This window comes from Leptothoe sp. ISB3NOV94-8A, from assembly GCF_043421595.1.
Classification (GTDB): Bacteria; Cyanobacteriota; Cyanobacteriia; order Phormidesmidales; family Phormidesmidaceae; genus Leptothoe; species Leptothoe turfae.
Genome location: NZ_JAXSQW010000003.1, coordinates 73,178 through 87,470, shown reverse-complemented (window position 1 = coordinate 87,470; position 14,293 = coordinate 73,178). Strand labels below are relative to the sequence as shown.

Here is a 14,293-nt window from a genome sequence, read left to right as displayed (position 1 = left end):
CAATCCTAGCGACAGTTCTATGAAATCTCTTAAGCAATACTGGGTGGCGGAAGCCCTGGAGCGCTCCCTAGGCAACCCCTTTATTCCAGAGAACCCTCTCTCTTTTCAGCACATGGCCACCCTTGATGAACAAGAGGTCTTCCCTGAGGCTGAAATTAAGGGGCTCTATGACTGGGGATTACAACACTATTACATTCCCACTGACTGCGGTGGCAAATTTACCTCTTTTGAGGAATTTGTTGCATTTGTGCGGGTGCTCTCTCGTCGCGATCTGAATACTGCGATCGCATTTACCACCATGTTTTGGTCTTTCCTCACCTGGATGGCAGGTACGGAAACACAAAAACAACAGCTGGCTCGGTTTATGCAAGATGATTACGGCACCATGTGCCTGGCCTATTCTGAACGGGAGCACGGCAGTGATCTAGTCGGTGGCAGTTTAGTGGGAGAAAAAGTGCCTGGCGGCTATCGCCTCACGGGTGAGAAATGGCCCATTAACCGGGCAACTCGATCGGAAATCACCTTTGTGCTGGCCCGCACTGACAAAGCCGGAGGTAATCGAGGGCTGTCCCTGTTTATGCTAGACAAACGGGCACTTGATCCCACCAGTTTTGGCAACAACCCTAAAATCAAAACCCACGGTATTCGTGGAGCCGACATGAGCGGTATTTATTTTGAAGACTGTTTTGTCCCTGATGAAATGCTTTTAGGAAAAGAGGGGCAAGGATTAGAGCTAGCCCTAAAAGGATTTCAGATTACTCGGGCCTTGTGTGCAGCATTTTCCCAGGGTTCCGCTGATACTTGTCTGCGCACCACCCTCAATTTTGCCCTGAATCGTCAGCTCTACGGCAAGACCGTCTGGGATATGCCTCACCCCCGCCGTGTGTTGGTTAATGGATTCCTTGATATCCTGGCCTGTGACTGTGTCAATATTGCGGCGGCGCGAGGATTTCACGTTGCTCCCCGGCAGTTTAGCGTCTGGTCGGCGGTGGACAAGTATTTTGTGCCCGTCACCCTAGAAAAAATGCAACAGGATATTTCAGTTGTCCTGGGTGCAAGGTTCTATATGCGCGATGAGCACGACTATGGTGTTTTCCAAAAAATGTTGCGCGATAGTTCCATAATCAGTGTGTTTGATGGCAGCTCAGTCGTTAATCTCCATGCCTTGATCCTACAGCGACGGCAGCTAGCCAAAGCTCGCAGTCGGCGTAAACCCAAGGATTTAGTCGCTCTCCAAGCACGTTTACGCAACAGCTTTAATCTAACGACAGAGCTCCCTACCTTCGATCCCAGCCAGCTCGATCTGATCGCTCGGGGCACCGATGATGTGCCCCAGGGATTAGAATCCGCCCTGGCTACCCTGGAGGCCCTCGGCAACCCCCTAGATATAGATAAAAATGTCCTGGACTGTCTCAAGCAGCAGTACCAACAATTTCTGCAAGTCTTGGATGAACAGGATGAAGCCATTGTTGATGGTGCTTTTGAACATGGTCACGATCAGTCCTTTGAAGCCTTTGAAGAGGCCAAGCGATACTGTTATATTCATGCTGCAACGACTTGCCTGCACATGTGGCTGCACAATCGCAGCCAGCTGGGAGATTTCTTTGCTCAAGGGAAATGGCTGGTGCTGTGCGCAGATCGATTGTTAGCCCAGCTCACCCCTGAGCAGCCAGCCATACCGTTGGCTTACTACGAAACCGTAGCGGAGGAACTGTTACGGCTCCATGGGGCTGACAAAATGTTGTCAATTGTGCCATTCCAATTGGCACCTAGGACAAGTTCTGTTAACGCTTCTGCTCCGATCAAATCCCCTGCTCCCATTTTGCAGGTTTAGATCTGAAAGGGTTTCTCATGTTCAAACTAGTTAAAGCTGTTGCCGTTTAGTTTACTCTCGTTAAGACCGTTGACCTTACATTAACTGAAACCTATGACATCTTCTACTACTCAAAACCCAACGGTTATCTCTCCGATTGAAGCTATTCAGACCTGGCTGGTTCAACAGCTAGCTGATGTGCTTTCCTTAGAGCCAACGACGGTAGACGTCACCCAACCTCTGACTCGCTATGGATTAGATTCCATCGATGCTGTGACCCTAGTTGCCGATTTAGAGGACTGGCTTGACCTGGAGCTACCGTCTACATTGTTTTGGGATTATCCCACCATTGCCAAAGCCTCTACCTACTTAGTCAATGAATTTGAGGTCTCGATAGATCCCAAGGATCTGTAGGGCAAATGCTACTAAGGAGACACCGTTTTGAATTTCTCTGAGTTTTCCTTTTGGTGGATTTTGCTGCTGTTCTGTGTCCCGTTTTTTACGGTGCGCTTGATTGGACAGGTTTTTAACCTTTGGCGTGGCGTTTTTGACACGGTGGGGATTGCGGCTCTATCGCTACTGCTGTTTTTCAATGCCAGTGCCACCAGCTTTGTTGTCTTTCTGATCCAAATCCTGTTTAACTATTGGATGGTACGGTGGATGATCACCCGCCCACCCCAACAGGAACGACTCATTGCCACGTTGCTGATTATTTTTGACATAGGTGTACTGGTCTATTTTAAGTATTTAACCTTTTTTGTTGAGGATATTTTAGGATTGGCGGTTGTGGTGCCGGGAAATTGGCGATCGCAATTTCCACTGCCGGTCTTTGAAGGAATTCCACCTGGGGTTTCATTTTACACCTTTCAGATGGTGGCGTTTGTGGTGGATTCCCTCAAGGCCCGCCGTAAAAAGCCGATTGAGTTCATGGACTATGTGAACTTTGTTGCCTTTTTCCCTCAAATTGTGGCGGGTCCGATTGAGCGACGGTCGGCCCTATTACCGCAAATTTCTAGTTTTAGATTTAAGTTCACAGCCGATAACTGGGACTGGGGGCTGCGGTGGTTGTCCCTGGGCTTGTTTATGAAATTTGTCCTCGCCGATAACATTGCACCCTACATTGATCTGCAAGAGGCGGGGAATGCTTGGCTGGTTTGGTTTTATGCCTTTTTGTTCACGCTGCGAATTTATTTTGATTTTGCCGGCTACAGCTTTATGGCCGTGGGCATTGCCCGGGTGTTGGGGGTGCGTCTAACTGTAAATTTTCTAGCCCCCTATACCTCTCAGAGCATCAACGAGTTTTGGCGACGCTGGCATGTTTCCCTAAGTACCTGGTTTCGTGACTATGTGTTTTTACCGCTCATGGGGTCTCGAAAAGCCTGGGCTCCTGCTTTTCTGTTTGCGACGTTCACCCTCTCGGGATTCTGGCACGGGGCATCTTGGAACTTTATTCTCTGGGGCGCTTATCACGGTGCTCTCCTCTTGCTCCTGCGCTATGCTGGTCGACCCTTTCAGAGAGTTGTTAACAAGTATGTCAAACGACCTCAAATTATGTCGTGGGCATTAACCTTTGGCTCAGTGGTGCTGGGCTGTTTGTTCTTTATGGAGTTGAATACGGCTCGGCTCGTCACTAAGTTGACCACATTGATCACACCCTGGGCGTATTCGTTAGCGAATCTCGGCAGCGCATTTAGTCAGTTCAGCCTGAATGAAGCCATGGCGCTGGGGCTGATTTTGTTGTTAGCTGCAGGTTTTTTACTGGTAGAGCATATTGCAGTTTGGCAAGAACGGTCTTTAGAATATGAGCTTTTTTTGGTGCCCTGGGTTTCTAAAGCCTTATTAGTGCTAACGATTCTCTTTGCTGCCAATATTCCATCTGAATTTATTTATTTTGAGTTTTAGAGCCTAGCGGCTATACAGGGGGGGATCAGTCAGATGCAAGAGTCACTCAAGTTGTTACGCTGGGCTGCGATCGCAAGTTTAGCTTGGGGTGCTGGCAGCCTGTATAACGTTTACGGCGGTGGTGAAACCAGCTGGCTGCGGTCTATGTATCAGCGCAAAATCGCCCTGGCGCAAACTCTTGAATCTCCTAAGTTGATTGTCACCGGGGGGTCAGGAGCCCACTACACGATCAATGCTGAGGTGCTGGAGGCAGATCTGGGGCTACCGGTGATCAATATGGGCATTGATGGTCCAGTGGGGTTGAACCTGATCTTGCCCAGTGTTTTACCCCAGGTAGAACCGGGTGACACTGTTCTGTTAATCCCGGAATATCTGTTGTTAAACCATGAAAATGGTCTAGGTGAACGCTCTGGAGCCTTTGCCCTGGCAACGGGGCAGCCGTTAACCGGCAATATTCCACCAAAACAGTTGGCACAAAATGTGCTGATGTTGGGGGTGCCTTCACTGCGGGCAGTGGTGAAGTCTTCTATAGATTTGGCCACCTTGGGGCGAGTGACGGGTTACTACGATGATCCCCTCACCGACCAAGGAGATCCAACCATCACCAAGGCGCGCACTGGGGAATGGTGGCAGATGAAAATCAAACAGCCTGCCACACCCTATGCCCTTGACCGTATTGCTGAGTTTCGTCAGGAGGTGGAGGCCAAAGGCGCTACGTTGTTGTTGGCACTACCCTGGGTCTACGCCGATGCCAGCGATTTAGAAACACAGAAAAATGTTGAGGCCACGGTAGATACATTATCAAACATTGCTCCTGTGGTGTATGACTCTGAAACATTGAACATTCAGTCCGATCCTAATCTGTTTGCCGATACCCATTATCACCTGATGCCTGAGGCGCGGAGGTTGCGATCGCAAACCCTAGCCCAACAACTTCAACCGCTACTAGCTAACCAATAGGTCTGGCTAATAAAGCCAACAAAATTGAACCTATGAATCCACCTCAAAACTTGCTTACTCCTTAAACAGTCTCTTTATCCTCCTTGCCCCTGTAGTTCCATGGCCGACACTGTTCCCCGCCTCGGATTTCTAGAAAAGCGCTATGGCCTAGATTTAAGGTCTTTGGCATTGTTACGCATTGGTCTGGCTTTAGTCATCCTGGCGGATCTGTTGACTCGTCTGGGTGATTTAGTCGCCCACTATACCGATGCGGGAGTGTTACCCAGGCAGGCAGCCGCCGAAATCTTACCCGATGGGTACTGGTCGCTTCACCTGATCAGTGGTCAAGCCTGGGTACAGGCCCTAATATTTCTGGTGGCGGTGATCTTGGCCCTGGCTCTGTTGGTGGGGTACAAAACGCGTTTAGCGACCATTGCCTCCTGGGCACTGATTGTCTCTCTCCATAATCGCAATCCAGCCCTGATCTTCGCGGCTGATGATGTTCTGCGGGCGATCATGTTTTGGGCGATGTTTCTCCCACTGGGGGCCAAGTATTCCATTGACAGTGCTCTCAATACCGCTGCCCAAAGCCTACCAAAACGTTTCTTTGGGGCTGCTAGCGTCGCTCTTATGGTTCAGCAGTGTTACATATATATGTTCTCCGCCTTCTTCAAAACAACCAGTTCCACCTGGTGGCCTGAAGGCAGTGCAGTCTATTATGCCTTAAGCTTTGACCAATATGTCACCCCCCTAGGAGCATGGCTCTTAAATCTGGGTGCTTTGCTCCCCATATTGACCTTTTTTACCCTGGTGTTGGAGTGGATCGGTCCGCTGTTTATATTTGTGCCTATCCGTACCGCTCTGTTTCGCAATATCGCCATCGTCACCTTTATTTTGCTGCACCTGGGCTTTGGTCTTACCCTTAACCTTGGCATTTTTCCAGCTCTGAGTATTGTTACCTGGCTTGTGTTTATTCCCACCTCTACCTGGGAACGGTGGGACAAGCGCTGTTATGGTCGGGAGCACCATGGCCTGGTGATTCACTATGACGCCGACTGTGGCTTCTGTAAAAAAGTCGTGCACCTGATCCGCACGTTTTTACTCTTGCCAGATACTCCTCTCCGTACTACGCAGAGCGATCCTGATATCTTTGCGGCCATGGAGCGCCATAATTCTTGGGTAGTCGTTGATTGGCAAGGCAAGTATCACTATAAGTTTGAAGCGATCGCCTATGTGTGTAGCGTATCGCCTGTCTTCTGGTTTTTAGCCCCGGTGCTGCGTTGGTCACCCATGATGAAAGTGGGTACTCGGTTTTATGATGCGATCGCCAACAACCGCCGTAGGGCTGGTTTAGTCACACGTCCCTTCAAATTTAAGGCTTTTTCTGTCAGTGCTTCGTGGTTTGGCAACAGCCTGACGGCAATCCTGTTAATCCTTACCTCTATCTGGAACTTCCGCAGCATTACCCATCACCATGCCTTTGTTGATAATCCCCATCCAACAATTCGTGCTCTCAGGCGTGTGACCAATAGCCGTACCGCCAATCGGCTGCACATTCCAATGCAAGCGACGCGACTAGATCAGTCCTGGAGTATCTTTTCACCCGGTCCTCCCCGTGATGATGGCTGGTATTCTGTAGTAGGCACTTTGGCAGATGGTCATACCGTGAACTTACTGCAGCCCCATCAGCCTATATCTGCAGATAAACCCACCCTGGCTCAACGACAGGCAATCTACAAAAATCTGCAGTGGCGTACCTATTTTATTAATCTCAACCGTGCCCTAGGCCAACAACTCTATCCCTACTATGGAAAGTATGTTTGCCGCAGCTGGAACCATAAAAACTCAAACAATCAGCGCCTCAAACACTTTGAAGTATCTTTTACAAAGGAAAGAACTGTTTCTCGGGGTGAAATACAAACTACCGAAGAGAGCCAACCCTGGAGCCAGTCTTGTATCCCTAATTGAGTTCACAACGATACTGATATTCACCCTCAATGAGTCCGAACTGTTGTTTGTATAAAATGGCAGCACTTTAAAGATAGGATTGCCCGCCTCTGTCCAATATCTGAATAGGCCAAAAACGCTACAGGTTATTGTCTGACATGAAGTTACTCACCAAGCTTATTTTAATTACATTTTTATGGCTTGCTGTCATAAATCCCGGCACATACATTGGCCTAGATACTACGTTAAGGCTGCAAATGACCCATTCCTGGTGGAAAGGACAGGAAGAAGTGCTTGTGTCTTCCGAAACGCAGCCTAAACGACGGGGAGACATCCGATTTGGTGTTCAAGGCAGAGATAACAAACGGTATATTGCCTATGATGTTGGGCAGTCTCTGCTGATGTTGCCTGGTGACTGGGTCGGGACACAGTTAGGACGTTTATTCCCCTCCATTGGAGAAACTGTGTTTCGAAATTTAGCCGTTCAATTTTTAGTGTTTATACCTTTGAATGTAGCAGCTATCATCGCTTGCTTTTGGCTACTCAGATTATTTCAGTTTAAGCAGCATGTAGCAGCTTTGTCGAGCATTGGCTGGTTACTAAGTTCGACGGTGCTCCACTATGCTCAAATTCCCCAGCAAAATAATCAGATCCTGTTGTTTGTGACCATTGGATATGCATCTGCCCTAGCGGGTGTACGTTTTAATAAACTCTCCTATGTATTTTTAAGTGGCTTATCCTTGGGGCTCGCCATACTCATTCGCACAACCAGCATTTTCCACGCTTTGACGGTCTTTTTGTTTTTAAGTGGCTGCGTTCTCTATCAAAAGCGATACCTATCCAACCTTTTTAGATTTTCAGCGGTTTGGATCTTAGGGCTGGTTCCATTTACTCTGCTAGGCCGCTTTGTTGATTATCTGAGATATGGCAGTGTATGGGCAACGTCAAACAGTGAAATCTTAAAGCAGCTTGGAACAGATCCCATGTGGACTGGCTTACCGCAACTTCCTGCAAATTATCCCTTTGTCAATCCACCTTGGATCGGCATTCTGGATACATTGTTCTCGCCAGCGAGAAGTATTTTTATATACGATCCACTATTTTTACCCTGTCTGATACTGACCATTGTCATCTGGAAAAAGATTTCTCCCTATGTCCAGCTGTACCTATTAACTGGGCTGCTAAATCTAGCGTTACATATATTGCTGACCAGTAAACTGGTGTGGACGGGGGGTACAGCCTGGGGTGCCAGATTTCATGTTACCTCTGTTCATTTGTTGTTAATACCCCTGTTGGCTCTGCTTGTACAACTGCTTTTATCATCCAGGCAATTGAAAAGATACTTCATTCAGGGTGTACTTGTAATTGCTATTATGACCCAGTTTGCTTCTGTGCTCATGCAACCCAACTTGGAAATATATCAAAAAAAAGTTGGTTTTCCTGGAACGCGCTTTGATTTCCGGTTGATGCAGCGAGTTGCAAATATTGCTTGTCTTGTAGATGATTCCATCTACAAGGGATGTATTGGGCAAAATCCTGAAAAGAGGCAATATGTAGACAATTTAGATCATATCTTTATGTCGCCTTTTGTTTTAAGCCACCAAGCGGCAGATGATAATAACGTTGCCTTAAGCAAGCTATCGTCCATCGTTTTTGTACTTTGGCTACTAGCCCTCGCGACAGCTATTGGCCTCACATTTTGTTCTGGATGGCTCTATGAGATTTAAGCTGATATTGGGATATATTTTTATACTTTTAGCAGTTGCGATTGGATTATCAACACGGCTGTTTGCAGTATTTCAGTATGTGACATTTGATATTGGTCCTGATCCCGATCAAATCAGAGATGCATTTGCAGTCATAAAAATGTGGCAAGGCTCTTTTCCCACGCTCGGGCCGCAAAGTAGTATCGGTAGACATCATATTTTACCTCTGTACTATTATCTTTTCTTTCCTTTTACTCTTTTAGGACCCGATCCAGTATTTCAAGCACTACCCAATGCACTATTTTCTTTTTTGTCGATCCCTCTTTTTATTTGCTTGCTATATCAGCTTTTAGAAAACACCAAAAATTCAACTAGAGTTTTTCTGAGTGGTTTAGGAGGATTGTGGTATAGCCTTCTTTTTGGAGATATTTTTATCAACAATTTTCAATGGAATCCCAGCTCAATACCATTTTTTATTATGGTTCTAACCTTGCTTTATAATCTACAGATGCAAGGGAAATTTTCTTTTTTTGTTCAAGCATTGTTATGGATTTTCTCCGGAGTTATTGTAGCTATTTTAGTTAGCTTGCACTCTTCAACACTATTTATAATGCCAGTTGTTGTTGCTATCACCTCTTCAGTATTTATATATAAAGTGATTAGGAGAAAACGCAACCTTTTACTGATATCTTTGCCTATTATAAGCATCCTGTCAGCTGGAATTATATTATTACCTTATTGGATCGGCGAAATTGGGCGCAACTTTCAAAATACAAAAGCAATTTTAAAGACAGTACTTGATCCTAATCACAACTCAGGCGACCATTTTGGAGTTGATTTATACACTAAAATTAGCAATTTTTTTCTTAGTTATCTCACGCTCAATCAACAAGCTTATTTTTGGAATTCCTCATTATTTTGCTTTGTGGTATCCATACTATTTCTATCTCTAGTCGGTTGGTGGGGAATTGTTAAATTTAAAGGGAATCAACATATCTGGTTGATGTGGTGTACTGTATGGATAATTTACTTACTGGCCGCTTCAAATATCAATTCCATGGGAGCGCCCCTTCATCACAGATTGCCTATCCTTTTTGCTCCGATTGTGCTGACGCTCACCTCACTGGCATATCTGGATTGTTCACCAAGTAAGAAGAAACTTTTTTCAATTTCTGTCGGCGTGCTGATTACAGGCTCAATGTTCGTTAATTCACTCCACGATTATCAATTTATACTCAGCAAATATGGCCCAAACCGATTGATGAGTACAAGTGATATAACTCAAATACTAGCCCAGCTACCTTCTGGTTCGGTTATTTGTGATCCTAGAATAAAACGTAAAAGAGAGATTAATAATCAGTACAACTATATTGATACATATATTGCCCATAAAGGAATAACGGCTTTAGCTGATTGTCAAACAGATAGCTTTGTTATCCATCCTAAGAGAGTCATGTTCATAGAGAATAATTTTCTCAATAGAGGTACGTATCAAGAAACTTATTTTGTAGAATCTATGCCCAAATCGCCGATCAACCTATTTCCCATATTCAAGGTTGTTGAAAATGAAGCCATGGAAAAACCACACAAGCTTTTTTTAGAAACGGATACAGCGTATGTCTATCGTTTAGATTAGAATTTTCTAAAACTCTTGCTGACCCTGGAGATATTGCCCTAGTATTCTGTGGCGTAAGTCTGCCCACTATCCAATGTGGATGAGTCGATGGGTGGATGGGTGATGGGGTAACGGGGGAATTATTTAAGCGCGGGAGCCTTAAGGCGGCTAGCTCACCTGATGTCGAAATTGATTGGTGCTAATGGTAACTAAAACCGCTGCAAATACCAATAGAGCGATCGCATGGGGCCAGATCACCTCCAAACCTACACCCCGCAACAATACAGCCCGTAAAATTGCTACATAGTGACGCAGGGGATTCAGCAATGACAAATAACGGAAAACCGCAGGCATGCTTTCGATGGGTGCGATCGCACCCGACAGTTGGATCAACGGCATATTGATAAAAAACGAGGTCAATATTACCTGCTGTTGATTGCGACAGAGTGTGGCCAGCATCATACCAATGCCAATCCCGACAAAGACATACAACCCCGACATCACTAAAAAGAGCAACAAGCTGCCCCGCAACGGCACGTTAAAAATGATATTGGCAACACTTAGCGCCAACAGTGCATCCCCCAACAACAGCACAAATAACGGCACCACTTTTGCCAGCAAAATCTCCCCGGCTGACGCTGGAGTCATCAAGAGCTGCTCCAGGGTGCCCGTATCTTTTTCCCGAATCAGGGCAGACGAGGAGACGATGGATCCAATTAACGTCAGGACGACGCCCATCATGGCAGGTACAAAAAACCAGCTACTGATGAGTCCAGGATTGTACAGGAAGGTAATCTGTGGTTCAACAACACTGGGGATTTCAATATCATTCAATTGACGATTATATTGCTGGACAATCTGGGTAAAGTAGCCACTGGCAATTCCCGCCGTATTGGCGTCCACACCATCCACCATCACCTGAATCTCAGCCGATTTATCCTGGGACAAATTGCGATTAAAGTCAGGCGGAAAGACTACCCCCAAGGTGATGTCTCCCCGTCGCACCTGTTTCCCCAGGCTCTGTTGACTGGCACTATAGCGATCAACAACAAACACATCATTCTCGGTCAAGGCGGCCACCAGTTCACGGCTGGCCCCAACATTAACCTGATCCACAATTCCTAATTTCAAATATTGCACATCTGGGTTTAAGATCAAGCCATAGAGCAACAGTTGCACCGTCGGTGGAAAAACTAACATAAACAGTAGCTTCTTATCTCGCAAGATCTGCTGAACCTCCTTTATGGCTAAGGCCCAGAAGCGACTGTTAAGTAAACGCTGGAACAACTTAAACATCAATCAGTCCGGTAACTGCATCCGACGCAGACCACGCCAGGCGGCTGCAAAAAATAACAATGCCAGCAGCGCAATGGCCACCAGGGCAACCCAAACGCCTCCCCACCCGGTCCCCCTGACAAAGGCATCGCGAGTCACATCAATGTAATAGCGAGCTGGCACAATGTTAGAAATGAGTGAAATGGGAAACGGAATATTACTCAACGGATAGATAAAGCCCGAAAACAAAAAAGAGGCTAGAAAACCAGTAAATGCCACCCCCTGCACCGCCGCAATGCGATTACTAGAGCGGACGCCGATCAAAAGACCATAAAGAACACTGACCGTCGCAAATAAGCAGGTCCCTAGCATCAATGGTAGAGGATTACCGGCCAACCCAATCCTAAACAGAAGCGAGCCCAAACCCATGATGCAAAGGGCCTCACCCATGGCCACAATGAAGTAGGCTAGCCCTTTACCCAGCAGCAGTTCAGTTGCACTTAAGTTAGAGGCATAAACCTGCACAATCGTGCCTTGTTCCTTCTCACGCACCATGGCGAGAGTTGCCAGCAAGGCCGGAAAGATGGCCAAGATAACGGCATAAAGCCCCGGCACGATGAAGAGAGATTCCTTGCGACCCGGATTGAACCAGAGGCGAATGCGGGCAACCACCTTAACTGTTCTAGATTGAAGTCCTTGATCCTGCACAAAGAAGTTAGTCGTTGCCCGTATGCTGTTGCGAATCACGCGGGCATTGTTCACATCGGTACCGTCCACCAGCACCTGGATAGGGCTGGATTTCTGGTCTTTGATGCGACGGGAAAAATCTGGTGGAATAATCACTGCCGCTTTAGCGCGTCCTTGATCAATGATCTCAATGGGCTCTCCCGACCCTGGGACAGGCTGAAACTGATTGGTGGCAAAGAGTCGTTCTACATAGCTACGACTGAGGGGAGTCATGTTAAAGTCCTGGATCGCCAGGGGAATATTTTTTGTCTCCAGTCGGATGGCATAGCCAAAAATAAGTAGCATCCCCAACGGCAAGATAAAAGCCAGGGCAAACGTCAAGCGATCGCGACGAAATTGAGCCAATTCTTTGATGCACTGAGACCAGATGCGCTTCATGGCTGTCCCCCCTGGGCTCGCTGGATAATGCCAATAAAGGCATCTTCCAGGGAGAATGGCACAGCCTGGATAGATTGAATGTCGAATTCTGCTGTGCTCAGTAATGAGCGGAGACGAGGCACGTCTATATCCGGCTGATCCAGAACAATGTGGAGACGATCGCCAAATAGGGATACTCGCCAATCCTCAAAATACTGTTTGAGTAAGTCGGAGACAACCTGAGGCTGGGGAATCTGCACTTCAAATAGCTGTCCCGGCTGGCTGGCCTTAATTTGACTCGGGGACCCATGGGCAACAATCTCCCCAGCTGCCATAAATGCCATGCGATTGCAATGTTCAGCTTCTTCTAGATAGTGGGTGGTTACCAGCACGGCTGTGCCCTGATGGGTTAAGTCTTCAATTAATCGCCAGAACTGACGACGAGCCAAGGGATCCACACCGGATGTGGGCTCGTCTAAAAACAAAATTTCAGGTTCGTGCATCACTGATGCCCCAAAGGCCACCCGCTGTTTCCACCCACCTGGCAGTTGCCCCGTCATCAGGTCTGCTTTGCCCGTCAATCCACAAATGTCTAAAACCCAATTGATTTTGGCAGAGCGCTGACGACGGGGGACACCATAAACCCCACAGTAAAATTCCAAATTCTGTTGAATAGATAAGTCATCATAAAGGGTAAACTTCTGGCTCATGTAGCCCATCCGCTGACGTAGAGCACTGCTACGCAAATTGCGGGTTTGGCCGGCTAGTGTGACTTCACCTTGGGTAATGCCCAACAACCCACACAGCATCTTAATGGTGGTGGTTTTGCCAGCACCATTAGCCCCCAACAATCCATAAATTTCACCATAGCGGATGTCCAGGTTGACCGCTTTAACCGCCTGAAAATTGCCAAATGTCTTACTGAGGTCACGGGCACCAATGGCAATATCATCGCTGCTGTGGGCTGGCAATGGCCGCAGCCGAGGCAATGGCACAAAAGCAGGGTCCGACCCCTGTTGGCGCAGCTGGTTGACAAAGACATTTTCCAAAGTAGGCGCTGCTGGACGAATCGTGTTGATTGTGAGCTGATGTTGCCCCAGGAGAGCACGAATCTGGGTTTCACCAGTCTCTGCATCGTCAACCAGTACATCCAGGCGATCACCAAAGGTTTGTACATCCACAATCGGAGTAGACGGTTGAGCAAGTAACCCCTGTTCAGCGGTTTTGAGGTCGCTAGCGCGCACCTCTAAGCGTTGGAGTCCCAGATTATCCCGCAGTTGAGCCGGTGTTCCCATTTGCTGAATCTGGCCATCATACATCAGGGCAACACGATGACAGCGCTCAGCCTCATCCATGTAGGGTGTGGCCACCACAATGGTGACGCCCTGGTGGGAGAGGGTGGCCAGCACATCCCAAAACTCACGCCTGGAGACAGGATCCACACCCGTTGTCGGCTCATCTAGAAGTAATATTTGGGGTTGAGCAATCAGGGCACAGCACAGGGCCAACTTCTGTTTCATGCCACCAGACAGTTGACCAGCCAAACGATCTGAGAACGGCTCCAGATTCATCAGCCTGAGATATTGGTTGCGCCGCTGTTCAAAACGCTGGGGGGGCACTTCATGGAGACCAGCTACATATCGCAGATTCTCATCCAGGCTGAGATCCAGATAGAGCGAAAAGTGTTGGGTGAGATAGCCCGTTTGCAAGCGAGCATCCCGAGGCGCACGCTCCAGAATGATCACATTGCCCGAGGTTGCCTCCATAACACCCGCCAAGATTTGGAACAGGGTGGTCTTGCCAGCACCATCAGGACCAATGAGGCCAAAGATTTCGCCCCGCCGCACCGTAAACGTCACCTCGTTTACAGCGGTTAGTTTGCCGTAACGCTTATAGAGTTCATCTACCTGGATAGCAGGGGTTTCGAGTGCGGTCTCTGGCTGCTCAATCTGACGAGTTGTTGAATGCATGATTTGATTTGTTCACCCATGA

Annotated in this window: 10 protein-coding genes; 7 read left to right on the top strand and 3 right to left on the bottom strand. The window is 47.5% G+C overall.

Annotation, left to right across the window (positions count from 1 at the left end; translation table 11 throughout):
- The first annotated feature begins 19 nt into the window (after nt 1-19).
- The 7 genes from SPB21_RS32815 (at nt 20) to SPB21_RS32785 (ending at nt 9,943) form a co-directional block, all read left to right on the top strand.
- Nucleotides 20-1,834 (top strand): acyl-CoA dehydrogenase family protein, encoded by a 1,815-nt coding sequence (locus SPB21_RS32815; protein ID WP_499869245.1) that lies wholly within the window; start codon nt 20-22, stop codon nt 1,832-1,834.
- Nucleotides 1,835-1,927: 93 nt separating this feature from the next.
- Nucleotides 1,928-2,227, top strand: coding sequence for an acyl carrier protein (locus tag SPB21_RS32810; protein WP_163671256.1), 300 nt, complete (start codon nt 1,928-1,930; stop codon nt 2,225-2,227).
- 27 nt (nt 2,228-2,254) lie between these two features.
- Complete coding sequence (locus SPB21_RS32805; protein ID WP_499869243.1) at nt 2,255-3,715, top strand: MBOAT family O-acyltransferase; 1,461 nt, start codon at nt 2,255-2,257, stop codon at nt 3,713-3,715.
- Nucleotides 3,716-3,748: 33 nt separating this feature from the next.
- Nucleotides 3,749-4,675, top strand: a complete 927-nt coding sequence (locus SPB21_RS32800; protein WP_499869241.1) for a hypothetical protein — start codon at nt 3,749-3,751, stop codon at nt 4,673-4,675.
- A 99-nt stretch (nt 4,676-4,774) separates the two neighbouring features.
- A complete protein-coding gene (locus SPB21_RS32795; RefSeq protein WP_499869239.1) occupies nt 4,775-6,622 on the top strand; it encodes a DCC1-like thiol-disulfide oxidoreductase family protein in 1,848 nt (615 codons plus the stop codon).
- Nucleotides 6,623-6,858: 236 nt separating this feature from the next.
- On the top strand, nt 6,859-8,328 hold the full coding sequence (locus SPB21_RS32790) for a glycosyltransferase family protein (RefSeq protein WP_499869238.1): 1,470 nt from the start codon (nt 6,859-6,861) through the stop codon (nt 8,326-8,328).
- A complete protein-coding gene (locus tag SPB21_RS32785) occupies nt 8,318-9,943 on the top strand; it encodes a putative glycosyltransferase family protein (protein WP_499869236.1) in 1,626 nt (541 codons plus the stop codon). The genes SPB21_RS32790 and SPB21_RS32785 overlap by 11 nt, the downstream gene beginning before the upstream one ends.
- A gap of 147 nt (nt 9,944-10,090) precedes the next feature.
- Here the strand turns inward: SPB21_RS32785 and SPB21_RS32780 are convergent, their stop codons facing one another.
- Genes SPB21_RS32780 through SPB21_RS32770 form a run of 3 tightly spaced genes read right to left on the bottom strand, consistent with a single transcriptional unit; the run spans nt 10,091 to nt 14,271 of the window.
- Nucleotides 10,091-11,218, bottom strand: coding sequence for an ABC transporter permease (locus SPB21_RS32780; protein ID WP_499057788.1), 1,128 nt, complete (start codon nt 11,216-11,218; stop codon nt 10,091-10,093).
- Between the two features lie 3 nt (nt 11,219-11,221).
- Nucleotides 11,222-12,322 (bottom strand): ABC transporter permease, encoded by a 1,101-nt coding sequence (locus tag SPB21_RS32775; protein ID WP_163703195.1) that lies wholly within the window; start codon nt 12,320-12,322, stop codon nt 11,222-11,224.
- On the bottom strand, nt 12,319-14,271 hold the full coding sequence (locus SPB21_RS32770; RefSeq protein ID WP_499869234.1) for an ATP-binding cassette domain-containing protein: 1,953 nt from the start codon (nt 14,269-14,271) through the stop codon (nt 12,319-12,321). The genes SPB21_RS32775 and SPB21_RS32770 overlap by 4 nt, the downstream gene beginning before the upstream one ends.
- Nucleotides 14,272-14,293 lie beyond the last annotated feature (22 nt).